This is a genomic window from Candidatus Symbiopectobacterium sp. NZEC135 (assembly GCF_025962695.1).
On record NZ_JAGFPF010000025.1, the window covers coordinates 1 to 18316 of the forward strand.

At 52.9% G+C, this 18316-nt stretch carries 16 protein-coding genes; 8 read left to right on the top strand and 8 right to left on the bottom strand.

Features of this window, described 5'->3' with window-relative positions; genetic code table 11:
* Positions 1-140, bottom strand: a 140-nt coding sequence (locus J5224_RS13540; RefSeq protein ID WP_319802441.1) for an aromatic amino acid transport family protein, incomplete at its 3' end; no start/stop codon positions are given.
* Positions 141-351: 211 nt separating this feature from the next.
* Between J5224_RS13540 and J5224_RS13545 the strand changes: the two genes are divergently transcribed.
* On the top strand, positions 352-606 hold the full coding sequence (locus J5224_RS13545; protein WP_264625871.1) for a YkgJ family cysteine cluster protein: 255 nt from the start codon (positions 352-354) through the stop codon (positions 604-606).
* 15 nt (positions 607-621) lie between these two features.
* Here the strand turns inward: J5224_RS13545 and J5224_RS13550 are convergent, their stop codons facing one another.
* Entirely contained in the window at positions 622-1800 is a 1179-nt protein-coding gene (locus J5224_RS13550; RefSeq protein ID WP_264625872.1) for a sugar efflux transporter, read from the bottom strand.
* 419 nt (positions 1801-2219) lie between these two features.
* Between J5224_RS13550 and fruB the strand changes: the two genes are divergently transcribed.
* From fruB to fruA, 3 genes are read left to right on the top strand one after another with little or no spacing between them, the layout of a single operon-like run.
* The gene (gene fruB / locus J5224_RS13555; RefSeq protein ID WP_264625873.1) at positions 2220-3350 is read left to right on the top strand and encodes a fused PTS fructose transporter subunit IIA/HPr protein; all 1131 of its coding nucleotides are present in this window, start codon (positions 2220-2222) and stop codon (positions 3348-3350) included.
* Positions 3347-4288, top strand: coding sequence for a 1-phosphofructokinase (gene fruK, locus J5224_RS13560; protein ID WP_222160345.1), 942 nt, complete (start codon positions 3347-3349; stop codon positions 4286-4288). The genes fruB and fruK overlap by 4 nt, the downstream gene beginning before the upstream one ends.
* Before the next feature lie 16 nt (positions 4289-4304).
* Positions 4305-5999 (top strand): PTS fructose transporter subunit IIBC, encoded by a 1695-nt coding sequence (fruA, locus tag J5224_RS13565; RefSeq protein ID WP_264625874.1) that lies wholly within the window; start codon positions 4305-4307, stop codon positions 5997-5999.
* A gap of 55 nt (positions 6000-6054) precedes the next feature.
* Here fruA and nfo read toward each other — a convergent pair whose 3' ends face one another.
* Together nfo and J5224_RS13575 are read right to left on the bottom strand one after the other, a co-directional pair.
* Positions 6055-6897, bottom strand: a complete 843-nt coding sequence (gene nfo, locus J5224_RS13570) for a deoxyribonuclease IV (protein WP_264625875.1) — start codon at positions 6895-6897, stop codon at positions 6055-6057.
* Between the two features lie 113 nt (positions 6898-7010).
* The gene (locus tag J5224_RS13575) at positions 7011-8081 is read right to left on the bottom strand and encodes a YeiH family protein (RefSeq protein ID WP_264625876.1); all 1071 of its coding nucleotides are present in this window, start codon (positions 8079-8081) and stop codon (positions 7011-7013) included.
* Between the two features lie 114 nt (positions 8082-8195).
* Here J5224_RS13575 and yieE point away from each other — a divergent pair, with 114 nt between their 5' ends.
* From yieE to J5224_RS13590, 3 genes are all read left to right on the top strand, one after another.
* Entirely contained in the window at positions 8196-9068 is an 873-nt protein-coding gene (yieE, locus tag J5224_RS13580) for a DNA-binding transcriptional regulator YeiE (RefSeq protein ID WP_264625877.1), read from the top strand.
* Between the two features lie 143 nt (positions 9069-9211).
* The gene (locus J5224_RS13585) at positions 9212-10687 is read left to right on the top strand and encodes an amino acid permease (protein ID WP_264625878.1); all 1476 of its coding nucleotides are present in this window, start codon (positions 9212-9214) and stop codon (positions 10685-10687) included.
* Positions 10688-11198: 511 nt separating this feature from the next.
* Positions 11199-12161 carry a 2-hydroxyacid dehydrogenase gene (locus tag J5224_RS13590; protein WP_264625879.1) on the top strand — a complete coding sequence of 321 codons (963 nt, stop codon included), beginning with the start codon at positions 11199-11201 and terminating at the stop codon, positions 12159-12161.
* A gap of 95 nt (positions 12162-12256) precedes the next feature.
* Here J5224_RS13590 and J5224_RS13595 read toward each other — a convergent pair whose 3' ends face one another.
* The 4 genes from J5224_RS13595 to ptrR form a co-directional block, all read right to left on the bottom strand.
* A complete protein-coding gene (locus J5224_RS13595) occupies positions 12257-12466 on the bottom strand; it encodes a KTSC domain-containing protein (RefSeq protein WP_264625880.1) in 210 nt (69 codons plus the stop codon).
* A 355-nt stretch (positions 12467-12821) separates the two neighbouring features.
* Positions 12822-13664 carry an S-formylglutathione hydrolase gene (gene fghA / locus J5224_RS13600; RefSeq protein ID WP_264625881.1) on the bottom strand — a complete coding sequence of 281 codons (843 nt, stop codon included), beginning with the start codon at positions 13662-13664 and terminating at the stop codon, positions 12822-12824.
* A 25-nt stretch (positions 13665-13689) separates the two neighbouring features.
* Complete coding sequence (locus tag J5224_RS13605) at positions 13690-14811, bottom strand: S-(hydroxymethyl)glutathione dehydrogenase/class III alcohol dehydrogenase (protein WP_264625882.1); 1122 nt, start codon at positions 14809-14811, stop codon at positions 13690-13692.
* An 80-nt stretch (positions 14812-14891) separates the two neighbouring features.
* Positions 14892-15758 (bottom strand): putrescine utilization regulator PtrR, encoded by an 867-nt coding sequence (gene ptrR / locus J5224_RS13610; protein ID WP_264625883.1) that lies wholly within the window; start codon positions 15756-15758, stop codon positions 14892-14894.
* 761 nt (positions 15759-16519) lie between these two features.
* Here ptrR and J5224_RS13615 point away from each other — a divergent pair.
* Positions 16520-18196, top strand: coding sequence for a methyl-accepting chemotaxis protein (locus J5224_RS13615; RefSeq protein ID WP_264625884.1), 1677 nt, complete (start codon positions 16520-16522; stop codon positions 18194-18196).
* Positions 18197-18316 lie beyond the last annotated feature (120 nt).

An 18316-nucleotide genomic window follows, 5' to 3' on the forward strand; every position in this document is an offset into this window, starting at 1 on the left:
AGCACGGAGCCGCTAAACCAGACTCCGGCGGTAACAATGGGAATGGAAAACATGCCTGCACCCACGGCAGTGCCAGCAATGATCATGGCACCGCCAAAGGCAGAGCGAGAACGGGAAAGCGGAAAAACGTCAGCTGACATTGCAGCTCCAAAGTAAAATTGTTGTACTAGTTTAATGATACGAAAAACTTATGGTTAAGTAAATCGTCGATCTGCCAGTAAAACGTGAAATAGCCAACGCATATGAGGATAAAGAAGGAAAAAATGGTGAATGTCTCTGTATTAAACTGGTCTTATCGAGCAAATTTGCTAGGCTGGAGCAGCCACTAAACCCGCCTTGCGAGTAAACAGGATGGAATGTCGTTCAGGCTGTGGGGCCTGCTGTATCGCCCCGTCAATCTCCAGTCCGCTGCCGGGCATGCCCGAGGGGAAGCCCGCCAACGTACGCTGCCTGCATCTTGATGCCGCGATGCGCTGCGGCCTGTTTGGTTCACCACTGCGACCTGCGGTGTGTGCAACGCTACAACCGCAGGCGGAGATGTGTATGACAAACCGTGATGATGCGATGACTTATCTTTTACGGCTTGAAGCAGAGACGGCGCCCTGATAGGCGCCGTGTTGTTTATACATCTTTGATTTTCCACATGCAGTAACCCGCCCCCACGCTCATCAGCAGGGAAATAAAGAACACGGCGTGATAACCCCAAAATTGTGCCACGATGCCCGCCAGCGATCCGGATATGATCCAACCCACGCGCGTGGTGTTGGTAAACAGCGTGGTGGCGGTGCCTGCTTGTCCTGGCATTAAATCCTGAAAATAGAGCATGCCAATACCGGCCAAAATACCGATGAAAATGGCGTTCAGCAGTTGTAATCCTAGCAGCGCCCACTCTGCGTTAAACAGCACCAGTCCAACATAAAACAGCAGGCCTGCACCAACGGCAATACGCATCAAAACGCGTTTGCCAACGCGTTTTGCCACATATCCCGCAATCAACATAACCGGAATTTCCAGCCCTGCCGCCGTGCCCATCATGATCCCGGCCAGCTTCTCTGACAGTCCCAGGGCGTTGACCACATATAACGGTATGGTGATCAGGTAAACCCCGTTACACGTCCACATGGCGGTGCAGGCGAAAAAAAGCAGCAGTGTGTCATGTCGATTCTGGCGTGGTGATGCCAGTGTTGTATCCGTTTTCAATGTGGATTTCGGCATGGAGGGGAGCAGAAAGGTCACCAGCGCGCCGCACAGCAAAAAGACAATCGCTGCGGTGAGGTACATCACCGGGAAGCCAAAACCCAGCGCCAGGGCAAAAGCCACCGGAGGACCAATCACCCAGGACAGGGAGATCTGGGCACGCATTACTGAGCTAAACATTGCGGCTTCGCGTCCTGTGCGATCGGCGTGTTCGCGTGCTAGCGCGAACAGCTGTGGATTAGCGGTCGAACCGAAGCTTGAGAGAATGACGCCAACAATCAGCAAGATAAAGTAATTACGGTTCCAGGCATACAGCACGCATCCCAGTGCACCCAGTATGCAGCAGTGCATAATCAGCCGCTTACGATCGCCTTGCTTGTCGGAGCGCGTGGCCAGCATTTGGCTCACGACAATGCCGATAACGGCACTGCCCGTGTAATAGAGCCCCACCATCAGCGGGTTTACCTTCACTTCGGTAGAAAGGAACAGGCTCAACGTCGGTAACTGCAATGCCCCGGCAATACCCGTCAGGAAAGCAATCACCAGGAATGCAGAGGATGTCAGATCGGGCTGACGCCGCAATACGGAGTTCAATATAGACATAGTTAACAATCTAGGGCAGTGCGTTTGTAAGTCAGAAAACGTATGGAAGATACGCGCGTGCAAAAAACGTGCAAGATGAGAGTCAGTGCCGTTTGAGTCAGAAAATGCAAACCGTGATACTACAGCGCGCGTATTTTACGCGAGCTTTACGCATTCTGAAAAGTCGTTTCAACTTTTTTGCTTCAGCAAGCCTTCAGCTTATGCGGTTTTCTATTATGAATTCAGCCTGCTCAATGGCTAAAATGTGCGTGATGTCAAAAATCCATCACATGAAAGTCGTGGAATATTTGCATAAAAGCAACATTAGGCCCAGACTCATTGAAACGTTTCAGTCATCCTTTTTTTGCATTGCTTGCCATTCATGGCCTTAAATATTCACTTGTTTGCTGAAACGATTCAACAGAGCGGAGAGGAGCGTCATGTTCCAGTTATCACAGCAAGATATTCATATGGGTGCGGCTGCCAGCGATAAGCAGGACGCTATCCAGCAAGTGGCGGCCGCGCTGGCTGCTGCCGGGTGTGTCAGCCCGGCGTACGTCGATGGCATGTTGCAGCGTGAACTGCAAACGTCGACTTATTTAGGCAACGGTATTGCTATCCCTCACGGCACAACCGATACGCGCGATCTGGTGCTGAAAACCGGCGTTCAGGTGTTTCAGTTTCCGCAGGGGATTGCCTGGGGAGATGACACCGCCTATGTGGTGCTGGGCATCGCCGCTCGCTCTGATGAACACCTGGCATTGTTGCGTCAGCTAACCCACGTACTGAGCGATGAAAACGTTGCAGCGCGTATGGCAAAAACCGACTCAGCAGAAGAGTTGCGTAGTTTGCTGATGGGTGAGCAGCAAGGCGCGGATTTCCGTTTTGATACCTCGTTGATTACGTTGGATGTTGCTACCGACAGCTTGCTAACATTACAGGCGCTGAACGCGGGTCGTTTGCAGCAGATCGGTGCCGTCGATGCCGGGTTTGTCAGCGCAGCCGTCAGCCAGAAGCCGCTTTATCTGGGACAAGGGGTGTGGTTGAACGATAACGCACAGGGCAACCTAGCGAGTGCTGTCACCGTAAGCCGTCCTGCCACCGCGTTTACTGCACATGACGAACCGGTAGCGCTGCTGATTACCGTTGCCGCCGCGGATGAACAAGCGTTGGCCCCCATCGATTATTTAAGCAACCTGCTGATTGCACAGAAAACTGAACGCTTGCTGAATGCCGATGCCGCCACGCTGCTGGCCTTGCTGACCAGCGACGTACTGGAAGAAAACAATGTGCTGACCGCAGATTACACCATCCGTAACGAGCACGGGTTGCACGCACGTCCGGGCACCATGCTGGTGAATGTTATCAAGCAGTTCACCAGCGAGATCACGGTGACCAACCTGGACGGTACCGGTAAGCCGGCCAACGGGCGCAGCCTGATGAAGGTAGTGGCGCTGGGCGTTAAAAAGGGCCATAAGCTGCGCTTCACCGCAGCAGGCAGCGATGCTGAACAGGCATTGGCGGCGATTGGCGAAGCAATTAATTCTGGATTAGGAGAGGGCGCAGCATGAGCAGGCGAGTTGCCACCATTACCCTGAATCCCGCGTATGACCTGGTGGGATATTGCCCCGAAATTGAACGGGGTGAAGTCAACCTGGTGCAAACGGCGGGTCTTCACGCCGCAGGCAAAGGTATTAATGTTGCCAAAGTGCTGAAAGACCTCGGGATTGACGTCACGGTGGGTGGATTTCTGGGCAAAGACAATCAGGACGGCTTTCAGCAATTGTTCAGCGAACTGGGCATTGCCAACCGTTTTCAAGTTGTCCCCGGTCGCACGCGTATCAACGTTAAGCTGACGGAAAAGGCCGGCGAAGTGACCGATCTCAACTTCTCTGGGTTCGATGTCACGCAGCAAGACTGGCAGCGCTTCGTCAATGACTCGCTCAGTTGGTTAGGGCAGTTCGATATGGTTGCCGTCAGCGGCAGTTTGCCCGCGGGTGTCGATCCGGATGCGTTTACCGATTGGATGTCTCGTCTGCGCACCCAATGTCCGTGCATTATTTTCGACAGCAGCCGTGAGGCGCTGGTCGCTGGGCTGAAAGCCGCGCCCTGGTTGGTGAAACCCAACCGTCGTGAGCTGGAGATTTGGGCTGGCCGCAAGCTGCCCACGTTAGAAGATGTGGTAGACGCTGCCCATGCGCTGCGCGAGCAAGGTATCGCTCATGTGGTGATCTCGTTGGGGGCGGAAGGTGCTCTGTGGGTTAACGCCTCGGGTGCCTGGTTGGCCAAGCCACCGGCTTGCGATGTTGTCAGCACTGTAGGTGCTGGTGATTCCATGGTCGGCGGATTGATTTATGGCCTGTTAATGCGTGAATCGAGTGAACACACCTTACGACTGGCAACCGCAGTGGCGGCGCTGGCCGTAAGCCAAAGCAATGTTGGCATTACCGATCGACCTCAGTTGGCCGCGATGATGGCGCGTGTCGACCTGAAACCCTTCAATCACTAACAGCAAGAGATAGATCATGAAAACGCTGCTGATAATAGATAAATCACTGGGGCTTGCCAGAAGCCACCTGGTGAAAAAACTGCTCGGCGCGGCGGCTGCGAAAGCGGACCTGACGCTGACTGACAAGATCGATGAAAGCGAACTGGCGATAGTCCTGGGTGGTGCATTGTCTGCTGACAGCGCGCTCAATGGCAAAAAGGTGTATGTCGGTGACGTTGAGCTGGCAGCAAGCCAACCAGAACAATTCCTGACGCAGGCAAAAGCGCAGGCGGAGTCGTATCAGGCACCTGCTGCGGCTGCGGCTGCGGTGAGTGCGCCTTCCGTACCGCGTATCGTGGCGGTGACGGCGTGCCCGACCGGCGTGGCGCATACCTTTATGGCAGCAGAAGCCATTGAGCAGGAAGCGAAAAAACGCGGCTGGTGGGTGAAAGTGGAAACGCGTGGCTCGGTTGGCGCGGGTAACGCTATCACGCCGGAAGAAGTCGAGCAGGCCGATCTGGTTATCGTCGCAGCGGATATTGAAGTGGATCTGTCGAAGTTTGCTGGCAAAAAAATGTACCGTACCTCAACCGGCCTCGCGTTGAAGAAAACGGCGCAGGAGCTGGATAAAGCGCAGGCAGAAGCCACGGTGTACCAGTCATCGGCGCAAAGTGGTGCGCAACCAGCCAGTGCTGGACAGAAAAAGGGCGGTACCGGACCGTACCGCCATTTACTGACGGGCGTGTCCTACATGCTGCCGATGGTGGTGGCGGGGGGCTTGTGTATCGCGCTCTCTTTCGTGTTTGGCATCGAAGCGTTTAAACAGGAAGGCACGCTGGCTGCACACCTGATGAAGATCGGTGGCGGCTCCGCTTTTGCGCTGATGGTACCGGTGTTAGCCGGTTACATCGCCTTCTCTATTGCTGACCGTCCCGGTCTGGCTCCGGGGATGGTTGGCGGCATGCTGGCCGTGAGTACCGGTGCGGGCTTCCTGGGGGGAATTATCGCTGGCTTTCTGGCCGGTTATCTGGCGAAAGCGCTCAGTGATCATGTCAAACTGCCGCAAAGTATGTCTGCCCTGAAGCCGATACTGATTATTCCGTTAGTGGCTACGCTCATCACCGGTCTCATCATGATCTATGTGGTAGGTACGCCGGTGGCGAAGATCCTGACGGGCTTGACCAGTTGGTTGCAATCCATGGGCACGGCTAACGCGGTGATTCTGGGCGCAATACTGGGCGGCATGATGTGTACCGACATGGGCGGTCCGGTGAACAAGGTAGCCTACGTGTTTGGTACCACTCTACTCAGTAGCCAGATTTACGCGCCGATGGCGGCGGTTATGGCCGGAGGCATGGTTCCGCCGTTGGCGATGGGCCTTGCGACGCTGGTGGCTGCGAAGAAATTCAGCGCGTCCGAGCGCGAAGGGGGCAAAGCCGCGTTTGTGCTTGGCCTGTGCTTTATCTCTGAAGGGGCGATCCCTTATGCGGCGCGTGACCCGATGCGTGTGCTGCCGTGCTGTATTCTGGGCGGAGCCATTACCGGGGCGCTGTCGATGGCTGTGGGCGCACACCTGATGGCACCGCATGGCGGGCTGTTTGTGCTGTTGATCCCAGGGGCAATCACGCCGGTACTGGGTTACCTGTTCGCGATCCTGGCGGGCACGGCGGTGGCGGGTCTGCTGTATGCTGTGCTGAAACGCCCTGACGAGCAGTTGGTGAAAGCGGCGTAAGTGGTAGGCCAATACTGAAGCGATGCTAAAACGCCAGCCTTTCGGCTGGCGTTTTTTATGCCGCTTGTGCCTTCAGCCAGGCAATTTCATCAACCCAGATATCCGAGTTTACAGTTTCCAAAATCAACGGGATTCCGTCAAAACGTGGGTCGCGCATGATATAGCGGAAGGGGGCGTGCCCAATGTTTCCTTCTCCCAGGCTGTGGTGGCGATCGACGCGGCTGTTAAAGGCACTTTTGGCATCGTTCAGGTGCATACCGCGCAGATAACCAAAGCCCACGGTACGATCGAACGCGGCAAAGGTCTCATCACAGGCGGCTTCGGTGCGGATATCGTAGCCACCGGCAAAGGTGTGACAGGTGTCAATGCAGACGCCAACGCGGGTTTTATCCTCGACGCCGTCAATAATGGCTGCCAGATGTTCAAAGCGGAATCCCAGGTTGGTGCCTTGGCCTGCGGTATTTTCGATGACTGCCGTTACACCTTGGGTTGCATCGAGCGCGATGTTAATCGACTCGGCAATGCGTGCCAGACAGTCGCGTTCATCAATCTGTTTCAAATGGCTGCCGGGGTGAAAGTTAAGTAATGACAGCCCCAATTGTTGGCAACGTGCCATTTCATCAATAAAGGCGCTGCGTGATTTCTCCAACGCCTCGGTGTCTGGGTGGCCGAGATTGATCAGATAGCTGTCGTGCGGAAGGATTTGCCCCGGTTGATAGCCGTATTGCTGGCAGGCGGCCTTGAACTGCGCTATGACCGCTTCGGATAGCGGTGCGGCCTGCCATTGACGCTGATTTTTGGTGAACAAGGCAAATGCGGTTGCCTTGAGTTCGTGGGCTCTGATGACGGCCTGATCCACACCGCCGGCAGCGCTGACATGTGCGCCTACATATTTCATGCTGTTCTCCTTATCGCTCTGGCGCACAGTATGCCACTGTTATTAACCAAAGGTGATCGCTTGAGCTAAAAAGCGTAACAACATGCTAACCGTTCAGCGTAACAAAAGCGCAGTTATGCCAGCAACGCCGTGACGCCAAGGTTGATACCGGCACCGCCGACAATCAGCCAGATAAACAGCGCTAGCGCCAGCAGCAGCGGCTTTACGCCCGCACGACGCACAGCGCTGAGTCGGGTGGTCACGCCCAATGCGCCCATCGCCATTGCCAATAACAGGTTATCAATCTGATTGAGTGTGGTTAACCAAGCGTCCGGCAACCAGTGAAGTGAATTGAACCCTGCAACGGCAATAAAACCTACGGCAAACCAGGGGAAGGCCATCGGCGTTTTTTCGGTTTCACTGCTGCTGGTGCGGCGTTGCAGACATGCCCCCAACACCATGAGAAACGGAGCCAGCAGCATGACGCGTAACATCTTGCCAATCACCGCGGTGTTTTCAACCTCGGGTGAAATGCTGTGGCCTGCCGCCACGACTTGGGCCACCTCATGCACGGTGGAACCAATGTAAACGCCGAATACTTGCGGCGAGACGGGCAAATAGTCGCCAGTTACGGCCAGCGCGTACAGACAAGGATAAAGAAACATGGCGATAGTGCCGAAGATGACAACGGTAGCGACAGCAATCGCGACGCTGTCGCCCTCCGCCTTGACCGTCGGCGCGGTAGCCAGTACCGCTGCGGCACCGCAAATGCTGCTGCCCGCACCGATCAGATATACTGTCTTGTCATCAAGGCCAAGCAGGGTTTTACCCAGATAACAGGCAAGAAGAAAGGTAGATGTCAGCATCAGCGCGTCAATAACAAGCCCGCTGATACCCAGCGCAGCAATGTGTTGCAGGCTGAGACGAAAGCCATACAGCACAATGCCCAAGCGTAGCAGATGATGCTTTGACCAATTAACACCCTCATCACAGTAGCGTTGCAGGCGAGGGTAAAGCGTGTTGCCAAGCAATGCGCCGCCAACCATGGCAAGGGTTAGTGAACCCAACCCCAAGTGGGCAACTGAAGGCAGCGCGGCCAGCTGCAGAAAGCCGACGGTCATGAGGGCAATAAAAAGCAGGCCAGGTAGCTTGCGTAAAAGCGGGTGGATAGATTTATCACCTTGAATTATAAAAAGAGATGCCATTGGAATACCTGTTCGCAGTCGAGCTAATCTGGGACACAGCCTATGATGAGTAGCCATAAAAGAGAAATTGATTATATGCTTATAACCTATTGCTATTTCCGGTAAGGGCTAACAATGCACATCACGTTGAGACAACTTGAAGTTTTTGCAGAGGTCCTGAAAAGCGGATCGACCACACAAGCGTCCGTTATGCTGGCCCTTTCTCAGTCTGCCGTGAGCGCAGCGTTATCGGATTTAGAAGCGCAACTGGGCGTACAGCTGTTCGATCGCGTGGGTAAGCGGTTGGTGGTCAATGAGCATGGGCGATTGCTTTATCCAAAAGCGTTGGCCATTCTGGAACAGTCGCTGGAGATAGAGAAAATGTTCCAGCAGGAGAATGGTGCGTTACGTGTGTTTGCCAGCAGCACCATCGGTAACTATCTGTTGCCAGCCATGATTGCTCGCTATCGGCGGGATTTCCCTTCTATCCCTTTTGAGCTGCACGTGGGCAACACCCAAGATGTGGTAACTGCTGTGGCGGAATTCAGCGTCGATCTTGGTTTTATCGAAGGTCCTTGTCATCATCCAGATTTGGTGAGGCAGCCTTGGCTGGAAGATGAGCTTGTGGTTTTTTGCGCCCCCAATAATCCTCTCGCGCAGCAGATATTAACGGTTGCTATGCTGGCGGAAGCGCCTTGGATCTTGCGTGAGCGCGGCTCAGGAACGCGGGAAATCCTCGATCATCAGCTATTGGCACAATTACCCCATTTCAAGCTGGTGATGGAGTTGGGGAACTCGGAGGCTATCAAGCATGCCGTGCGTCACGGCATTGGTATCAGTTGCCTGTCGCGTCGCGTCATTGCCGATCAGCTTGCTGCGGGATCGCTGGTGGCATTGCAGCTGGAACAGCCGCCTTTGGTGCGCACACTCTATCTGGTACATCACAGACAAAAACACCTTTCCAATGTGTTGCAGCGCTTTCTGGAATACTGCCAGCCAGCAAAATAACGCTTACGGCGGCCATTCGACTTTCTTATTGCTAATGATGGCGAGGCAGTTATGAAGCTCTCTTATAACTCGATAATGATAGCGCTTCTGTAGAAAACGATTTGCTACAATCCCGCCTCATTTTAGACAGAGCGCAGGATATTATGGCTCAGCAACAATTACATAGCACATCTCAGGGCGCGCCTACGCTGCGCCGTGAGCTTAAAGCGCGGCATCTCACCATGATTGCCATTGGCGGTTCCATCGGCACTGGGCTGTTTGTCGCTTCTGGCGCGACCATTTCGCAGGCCGGCCCTGGCGGGGCACTGCTCTCCTATGCGCTTATCGGATTGATGGTCTACTTTTTGATGACCAGCCTGGGCGAACTGGCGGCGTTTATGCCGGTTTCGGGATCGTTTTCCACGTACGGCGCCAAATACGTAGAAGAGGGCTTTGGCTTCGCCCTCGGATGGAACTATTGGTATAACTGGGCGGTGACCATAGCCGTTGATCTGGTGGCGGCGCAGCTGGTGATGGGCTATTGGTTCCCCGAGGTTTCCGGCTGGATCTGGAGTGCCCTGTTTTTAGTATTGATGTTCCTGCTTAACTACATCTCGGTAAAAGGGTTTGGTGAGGCAGAATATTGGTTCTCTCTGATCAAAGTGGTTACCGTCGTGATCTTTATCGCCGTTGGCGTGCTGATGATTGTCGGCATTCTGCGCGGCGCAGAGAACGCTGGCTGGCACAACTGGCAAATTGGTGATGCCCCTTTTTCTGGTGGCTTCTCGGCGATGATTGGCGTGGCGATGATCGTCGGTTTCTCCTTTCAAGGCACCGAGCTTATCGGCATAGCGGCGGGCGAATCAAAAGATCCTGCTCAGAACATTCCACGCGCTATTCGTCAGGTGTTCTGGCGTATATTGCTGTTTTACGTGTTTGCCATCCTGATTATCAGCCTGATTATCCCTTATACCGACCCCAACTTGCTGCGTAATGATGTAAAAGACATTACGGTCAGCCCGTTTACATTGGTGTTCCAGAATGCCGGACTGCTGTCGGCAGCGGCGGTGATGAACGCCGTGATCTTGACGGCGGTGCTCTCTGCGGGTAACTCCGGAATGTACGCTTCAACGCGTATGCTCTTTACCCTGGCGCAGGAAGGCAAGGCACCGCGTATGTTTGCCAAACTCTCCAAAGGCGGCGTGCCGCGCAATGCGCTGTATGCCACTACCGTGGTGGCGGGGCTCTGCTTCCTGACCTCGATGTTTGGTAACCAAACGGTCTATCTCTGGCTGCTGAATACTTCCGGTATGACTGGTTTTATCGCCTGGCTGGGGATTGCGATTAGCCATTATCGTTTCCGTCGTGGCTATGTGCAGCAAGGGTTGGATCTTAACGCTCTGCCGTACCGCTCTGGATTCTTCCCTATTGGGCCCGTTTTCGCGTTCGTGCTTTGCCTGTTGATCACTCTGGGGCAAAATTACCAGGCATTTTTGCAGGATAACATTGACTGGTATGGCGTCACCGCAACCTATATTGGCATCCCATTATTTTTACTGATTTGGTTCGGTTATAAGTTGTCGCGCGGGACGCGCTTTGTGAAATATGCAGAAATGACCTTTCCTGATTTTCATAAATAACGATTAAGCCTGTGATTTGAACACGCCATTGGTAATCTGCTTACCGATGGCGTGTTGATGTAAATACTCCACGTTTAATAATAGGGTTACACCGTTAATTCGCACCGCGTAAAAGAATTTCTCTGCTTATGTCGTAATTCAGTATATCCACCGTGCTTTTCTATCATATTGTATAAGCGTGCTGATAAATAGTTTATCAAGGTAACTATTTGGCACGTATCCACCCTGATTTCAGTCAAAAAGTGTTTTTCATTGGCGTCAGTCATCACAATGAATGTTAATGAGTTCAATGCCATTTGCGGTTAACTTGATGTGCGAATTAACATTGCCACTGGTTGTTGATAACAATACACGCTATTTAGTTAAATTAACAAAAGTCTCGAATAACAATAAAACGTGGCAACATGAAAAAAATTAACCTTCAGCGTTTAAAAAACAGTATTCATTGTCGTTTTTAATGTTTGTTATTATCATCAAATAAATCACAACGATAACTCTCGGGGCTGACATCATGTTGAAAATCACTTTCCTGGATAAAGGGGCATTGCCTGAAACCATTTTCTGGAAAAAGCATTTTTTTCGCAGACCGCAATGTCAACACGAATGGATCGAATATAGCTATACGCCGCCGGAACTGGTGGTAGAACGCGCGCAAGGGTGTGAGGTAATTATCACTAATAAAGTGGTGCTGACGCGGGAGATTCTGCAAGCGTTGCCTGCGCTAAAACTGATTGCGGTTACCGCAACCGGTGTGAACAATATTGATGTCGCCGCTGCACAGGAACTGGGGATCGCTGTGCGCAACGTTCCTGCGTATTCGACGCAGTCGGTGGCTGAGCACGTTATCGCCATGATATTTTCCCTTAAGCACAGTCTGATGGGATGGTATCGCGATCAGCTCAGCGATCGCTGGGCCACGCAAAATCAGTTTTGTTATTTCGATCATCCGGTAAAAGATATTGCGGGATCCTCGCTCGGCATCATCGGTTCTGGTGCGATAGGGCAAGAGGTCGCAAGATTGGCGAGCGCAGTGGGCATGAAAGTGCTGTTTGCAGAGCGACGCGGTGCGGCGCAGTGTCGGCCGGGTTACTTACCCTTTGAACAAGTGATGCAAACCGCCGATGTTATCTCGCTGCATTGCCCACTGACAGCGGATACCCAGGGATTGATCAACTCGCAGACGCTGGCACTGTGTAAGCCGTCGGCGTTTATCATCAATACGGCGCGCGGTGCGTTGGTGGATGAGGATGCACTGCTGTCGGTACTTTTGCAGCATCGTATTGCGGGGGCAGCATTGGATGGATTGACACAGGAGCCACCGTCGTTGGATAACCCACTGATGAAAGCCGCGAAAACCATGCCGAACCTGTTGATTACGCCGCACATTGCCTGGACATCAGGCTCTGCGTTGCAAGTGCTGATGGAGAAAACTATCGCCAATATCGATGAGTTTGTGCAACAGCAGGGGCTCTAACCATATCCGGTGCCTGATTCGAGCGGATGAACACGCCACGCTACCGCGCAGCGGGCCGTCGTTGGCCCGCTACCGATAAGGCGCTTGTTGTGTAATTACAGTTTATCAAAGGGAAATGAGTTTTTGACGTAGCGCGTGTAGTAACGGTATTTTGCCGTACTGGACAGCAACTCTTCATAGATCATCCGGGCGACACCTTTGTACAGATAGACGCTGCCGTTCAGCAGTTCAATTTCCAGATGTTTTTTTTCTTCATCATAACCGACAGAAAACAGTTCGCTTGAAGCCACTCGTTTACGTTGCAAATCAAATCCCTCCCAGTGAAATCCCCCTGTTTATACCTCCGACAGAAAACAGTTCGCTTGAAGCCACTCGTTTACGTTGCAAATCAAATCCCTCCCAGTGAAATCCCCCTGTTTATACCTCGTCCTATTCGGACGTAGTGTTCTGCTAAACAGGTCCCTGAAACAGTTTCTTGCATTACCTAGTGAATGAACGATTGTGTGACAAAAAAAGGAGTTTAACAATCTGTAGCTGTCGGCAATGTCGCAAAAAACGCTTTCAAATTGCCATGTGATAGTCGATTGTCCGTGTGGCGTAAACGAGGGGAAGGAGAGAAATGAGGCAGACCAGACGATCTGCCTCACTGGGGAATGCCGCTTAGGCCTTCAGATGGCTGGCATGAAAACGCAAATGGTCTTCAATAAAGCTGGCAATAAAGTAATAGCTGTGGTCATACCCAGACTGCGTGCGTAACGTCAGCGGCCAACCCTGTTCCTCTGCCTGCTGCGCCAAGCGTGCGGGTTGCAACTGATCGGGTAAAAACTGATCGCTGTCGCCCTGATCGACCAGCAGCGGCAATCGCGCTGAGGTGTGTGCCAGCAGATAACAGGTGTCATATTCACGCCAGGTCGTTTCATCTGTACCCAGATAAGCGGTAAAGGCTTTACGTCCCCAGGGAACTTCGCTTGGATTAACGATTGGCGCAAACGCAGAAGCGGACCGATAACGCTCTGGATGGCGCAGTGCCAGCATCAACGCACCGTGACCGCCCATTGAATGCCCACTGATTGACTGACGATCGCTGACGTTGAAATGCTCACGCACCAGCGCAGGCAGCTCGCTGCTAACGTAATCATACATGCGATAGTGCGCAGCCCAAGGCGCCTGGGTGGCGTTGACGTAAAATCCCGCGCCTTGACCCAGATCGTAACCGGGATCGTTAGCCACCTCCTCGCCACGCGGGCTGGTATCCGGCATCACCAGTACCAGCCCGAGTTCAGCGGCGATACGCTGTGCGCCCGCTTTGGTGGTGAAGTTTTCATCGTTGCAGGTCAACCCGGACAGCCAATACAGCACCGGCGGTGGCGTATCGTCTGCGGTTGGTGGCAAATAAATGCTGAACGTCATCGGGCCATTCACGCTGCTCGAGCTATGGCGATAGCGCTGCTGCCAACCGCCAAACAGGCGATGCTCTTCCAGTAATTCCAGCGTCTCGTTCATGGGGGCGTGCCTCCTTGTGCGCGGATTAACGGTAGTGAATAACGGTGCGAATCGATTTGCCTTCATGCATCAAATCGAAGGCTTCATTAATCTGTTCCAGCGGCATGGTATGCGTAATGAAATCTTTTAGCGGGAATTCGCCTTTCAGATAGCGATCGACGATACCGGGCAGTTGACTGCGGCCTTTCACGCCGCCAAACGCTGAGCCGCGCCATACGCGTCCTGTCACCAATTGGAACGGACGAGTGGCGATTTCTTCTCCTGCACCGGCAACGCCGATGATAACGGACTCGCCCCAACCCTTGTGGCAGCACTCCAGTGCGGAACGCATGACATTAACGTTGCCGATGCACTCAAAAGAGAAGTCCACGCCGCCGTCGGTCAACTCAACAATCACATCCTGAATCGGCTTGTCATAATCTTTCGGGTTGATCAGATCGGTTGCCCCCAGTTTGCGGGCCAGATCGAACTTGCTGGTGTTGATATCAATACCGATGATACGTCCAGCGCCGGCCATCTGTGCGCCGATAATCGCCGACAGGCCGATACCGCCCAGACCGAACACGGCCACGCTGTCACCGGGTTTTACTTTGGCGGTATTCAGTACGGCACCCATACCGGTGGTTACGCCACAGCCCAGCAGGCACACTTCTTCCAGCGGCGCTTCTTTATTGATTTTCGCCAGGGAAATTTCAGGCACTACCGTCAGTTCTGCGAAGGTGGAGGTGCCCATGTAGTGAAAAATCGGCTTGCCATCTTTAAAGAAACGCGTGGTGCCATCCGGCATCAACCCTTTGCCTTGCGTACTGCGAATCGATTGGCACAGGTTGGTTTTGCCGGAGCGACAGAATTTACACTCGCCACATTCTGGCGTGTACAGTGGGATAACGTGATCGCCGACGGCAACGCTGGTCACGCCCTCGCCAACCGCTTCAACGATGCCGCCCCCTTCGTGGCCCAAAATGGCAGGGAATACGCCTTCTGGATCTTTACCTGACAACGTATAGGCATCGGTGTGGCACACGCCGGTCGCGACGATACGCACCAGGACTTCACCTTTTTGTGGCGGCATCAAATCAACGTCTTCAATCGAGAGCGGTTGGTTAGGGCCCCAGGCGACAGCGGCGCGGGTTTTGATCATGTTCATGGTGTGCTCCTATAGGTAATGCAGTTGCAGTAATGGGATGAACCTCTCGCGCTCGTGTCCAGCAAGAGGTGAAAGTGCGTTTATGTATCGAACTGCTCGATAATCAGTTTCTTAAAGGCTTCCACATTGGGGCCGAAGGCGTCTCGCCGCCATATCAACCAGGTGGATGTGCTAGCCAGCGGCTCGGGCAGAAGATGGCGTTGTACCCGATCGCGTGCCGCAAGCGCGTCCAACACTGACAGTGGCAACAACGCCACACCGGCGCCGCTCGCGACGCAGGCCAGCATCGCTGCATAGGAGGTCACGTCAAGCGTGTGACCGGGCGTAACACCTGCCTGATGGAACCAGGTTTCCAACTTGTGCCGATAGGCGCAGCCTGCGCGAAACGCCAGCAACGTGCTGCCCGCAATATCCTGCGGATGGGCGATCGGCGCATGATCCAAGGCGGAAACCAGCACCAGCGTTTCGCCAAACGCGGCGCATCCGTTAAGTTCGTCGGCCTGTATCGGCCCGTCTACCAGCGCGGTCGCCAGCGTTCCGGCTCTTACCCGCTCAACGATATCACTGGACACTGAGCAGGTTAGGGCGACAGACACCGCGGGGTAACGTGTATGGTAGGCCGACAGCAATGCGGGCAGATGGCTCACAGCGAGGCTTTCCATCGCACCCAGAGCGAAATTGCCGGTAGGTTCCCCCGCGCGCGTCATGCTGATCGCTTCTTCACTCAACGCCAAAATACGTTCTGCATAACAGAGAAAATTGTGCCCCACCGGGGACAAACGCAGTCGCTGTTTCTCGCGGATAAACAGATCGCGACCTAATTCCTGTTCCAACTGACGCAATCGGGTTGTTAAGTTGGAGGGAACACGCTGCAACAACTCGGCGGCGCGAGCCACTGAGCCTGTTTCTGCTACCAGACAGAACATCCGAAGCTGCGTCAGGTCCATAAACCACCTTTCTTTTTATGAGACTAACAGTAATTGACTTGTTCACTTTAAATGATGAACTCAGTCTAACGACTATCACGTGACTTAGCAACGATCTTGTTACATCTGACAGAAATTCGCTACTGATGTGAAGGCCGTCGAAGGCGATGCTAAAGCGCGCTAAACCTATTTCAAGTTTGTTACAAAATCACAACATTGTGCCTGTCACATAACGAAAAACTCTAATTTTCTCCCAGTTTCTCACGAATGTTATTCGTAACATCATTATCTCTCAAGGGGATAGTACTGGATGTATACTGTAACTTTTAAAAATTATCATCTTGCTATATATGAAAATAAATTAATATTTTTTGTCTAAAAGCTGAGAAATATCTACTGTTAGTATGCTTGGGGTAGAGCGAATAAATACACTGTGTAAAAAAGCACTGGTTGCCAATGGTTTTTCAGATTCGAAAATAAAAAAGCCTAATGAAAGCGGAATTTATTACGAAAAAAATCAGTTCGTGCTAACAATTGAATCTATCTATTGTTGTGGATGTTTTTCTCGTGTTTAATGCTCGGCCGGGGTAAAGGTGAGTCATTTATTGCCGATGATGTCAGTTAAGACCGATAAATGTTTTTTTTGTTACACGACAAGGAGTGTTTGATACGTTGTGGCGCATGGCCTATGTGTCACGCAGTGACGGTCGATCTCGATGAATACGCGGAAAACAGACAAAAAGCGTAAAAGAAGATCGCTGAATTAGTTACAGGAGTCATCCGTGAACTTTTTGAGAAACATCACCATCAGGGCAATGCTTCTTATCATTTTGGGGGCTTTTCTGCTGTTGTGGGCAGGGGTTTCCCTTTATAGCATGTCATCATTAAGCAAAATGACAGGGCTGCTTGAAGCGAGCGAAATACAGAAAAAAAATGTAGAAATGTTGTCGAGAGGTAATGACCAATATTTCCGAACTGTGACGCGCATGGTACGGTCAATGGATTTTAAGCAGGTCGGCAACAGTGCAGACGCTGAAAAAACCCTGACCGCCGCTGCGACCGCATTAAAAAACACCAGCGAGGCTTTAGAACAATTCAAAAATACCGATCACTCTATCGTCGATCCTGAGATTGCTAGCGCTATGGTCAACACCTGGCAGGCGCTTATCAGCAATGGGTTGCAGCCGATGATTGCGGCAGCGCAAGCGAACAAACCCGAGGTGTTCCAGCAATTATTCATGAACACCTACCCTCCGCTCAGCGTCGCTTTTGGTGGCGCGATGGAAAAATACCAGAACAGCATTACGTCACGTTCAACCGAGTCGTTGCAGCAGGTCTATTCCTTGCTGTCATGGGGTAGAAGTGTGCTTCTGGTGGCATTGGTGGTCGGGGCTTTGATGCTATTGCTCACCGATCGTTATCTGATGAACTATCTGGTGAAGCCCTTAAATGATATCAAGGCCCATTTCCGTGTGATGGCGGATGGCGATCTTGGCAGCCCGGTCACGGAGTTTGGACGTAACTGCGTGGGACAACTGATCCCTTACCTCAGAGACGTGCAAAGTAAATTGATTGGTACCGTTTCCGCGATTCGAGACAGTTCTGCAGCCATCTACCAAGGTTCGAGCGAGATTCGTAGTGGCAATAACCACCTCTCGGCGCGTACCGAACAGCAGGCCGCTGCCTTGGCCGAAACCGCTGCCAGCATGGAGCAACTGAGCGCCACGGTGAAGCAGAATGCCGATAATGTACATCAGGCGAGTACGCTTTCTCAAAATGCGGCAGTGGCTGCACGGCGCGGCGGCGAAGTGGCCTCTGACGTGGTGGAAACCATGGCCAGCATCACCACCAGTTCGAAAAAGATTGCTGATATTACCAGTGTGATTAACGGCATCGCGTTCCAAACCAATATCCTGGCGTTGAACGCAGCGGTGGAAGCCGCACGTGCGGGTGAACAAGGGCGTGGGTTTGCGGTCGTGGCCGGTGAGGTACGTAATCTGGCACAGCGCAGCGCTCAGGCGGCCAAAGAGATTGAAACGTTGATTGCCGAGTCGGTGCAACGGGTGGGTAAAGGTTCCGAGCAGGTAGCTCAAACCGGTGACGTGATGAATGCCATTATTGTGGCGGTGACGCGGGTTAACGATCTGATGGGGGAAATTGCCAATGCGTCGGATGAGCAGAGTCGTGGCATCAGCCAGGTCGGGCAAGCGGTTGCTGAGATGGACGGCGTGACGCAACAGAATGCCTCGCTGGTGGAGCAATCTGCGGGGGCGGCTGCATCTCTGGAGGATCAGGCGCGTCAGCTTACCGAAGCCGTTGCGCTGTTCAAACTCTCTGCGCAGGATAAAACTCTGTCACCTGCCGTTGCGTTGTCGCGTAAAAGTGCGACCCTCGCGCCTGCACTCTTAGCCAGCAGCAAGAAAAGTGCCTCAGCAAGCGATAACTGGGAGACGTTCTGACGTCTAGAGGCGTAAAACAGTCACCTTTAGCAACCTGTTATCCTAGAGCGTCAGACGGACATGTCTGACGCTTTTTTCGTTCTACGATCCGTTATCCCTCGGCATGAAGTTGAACCTATT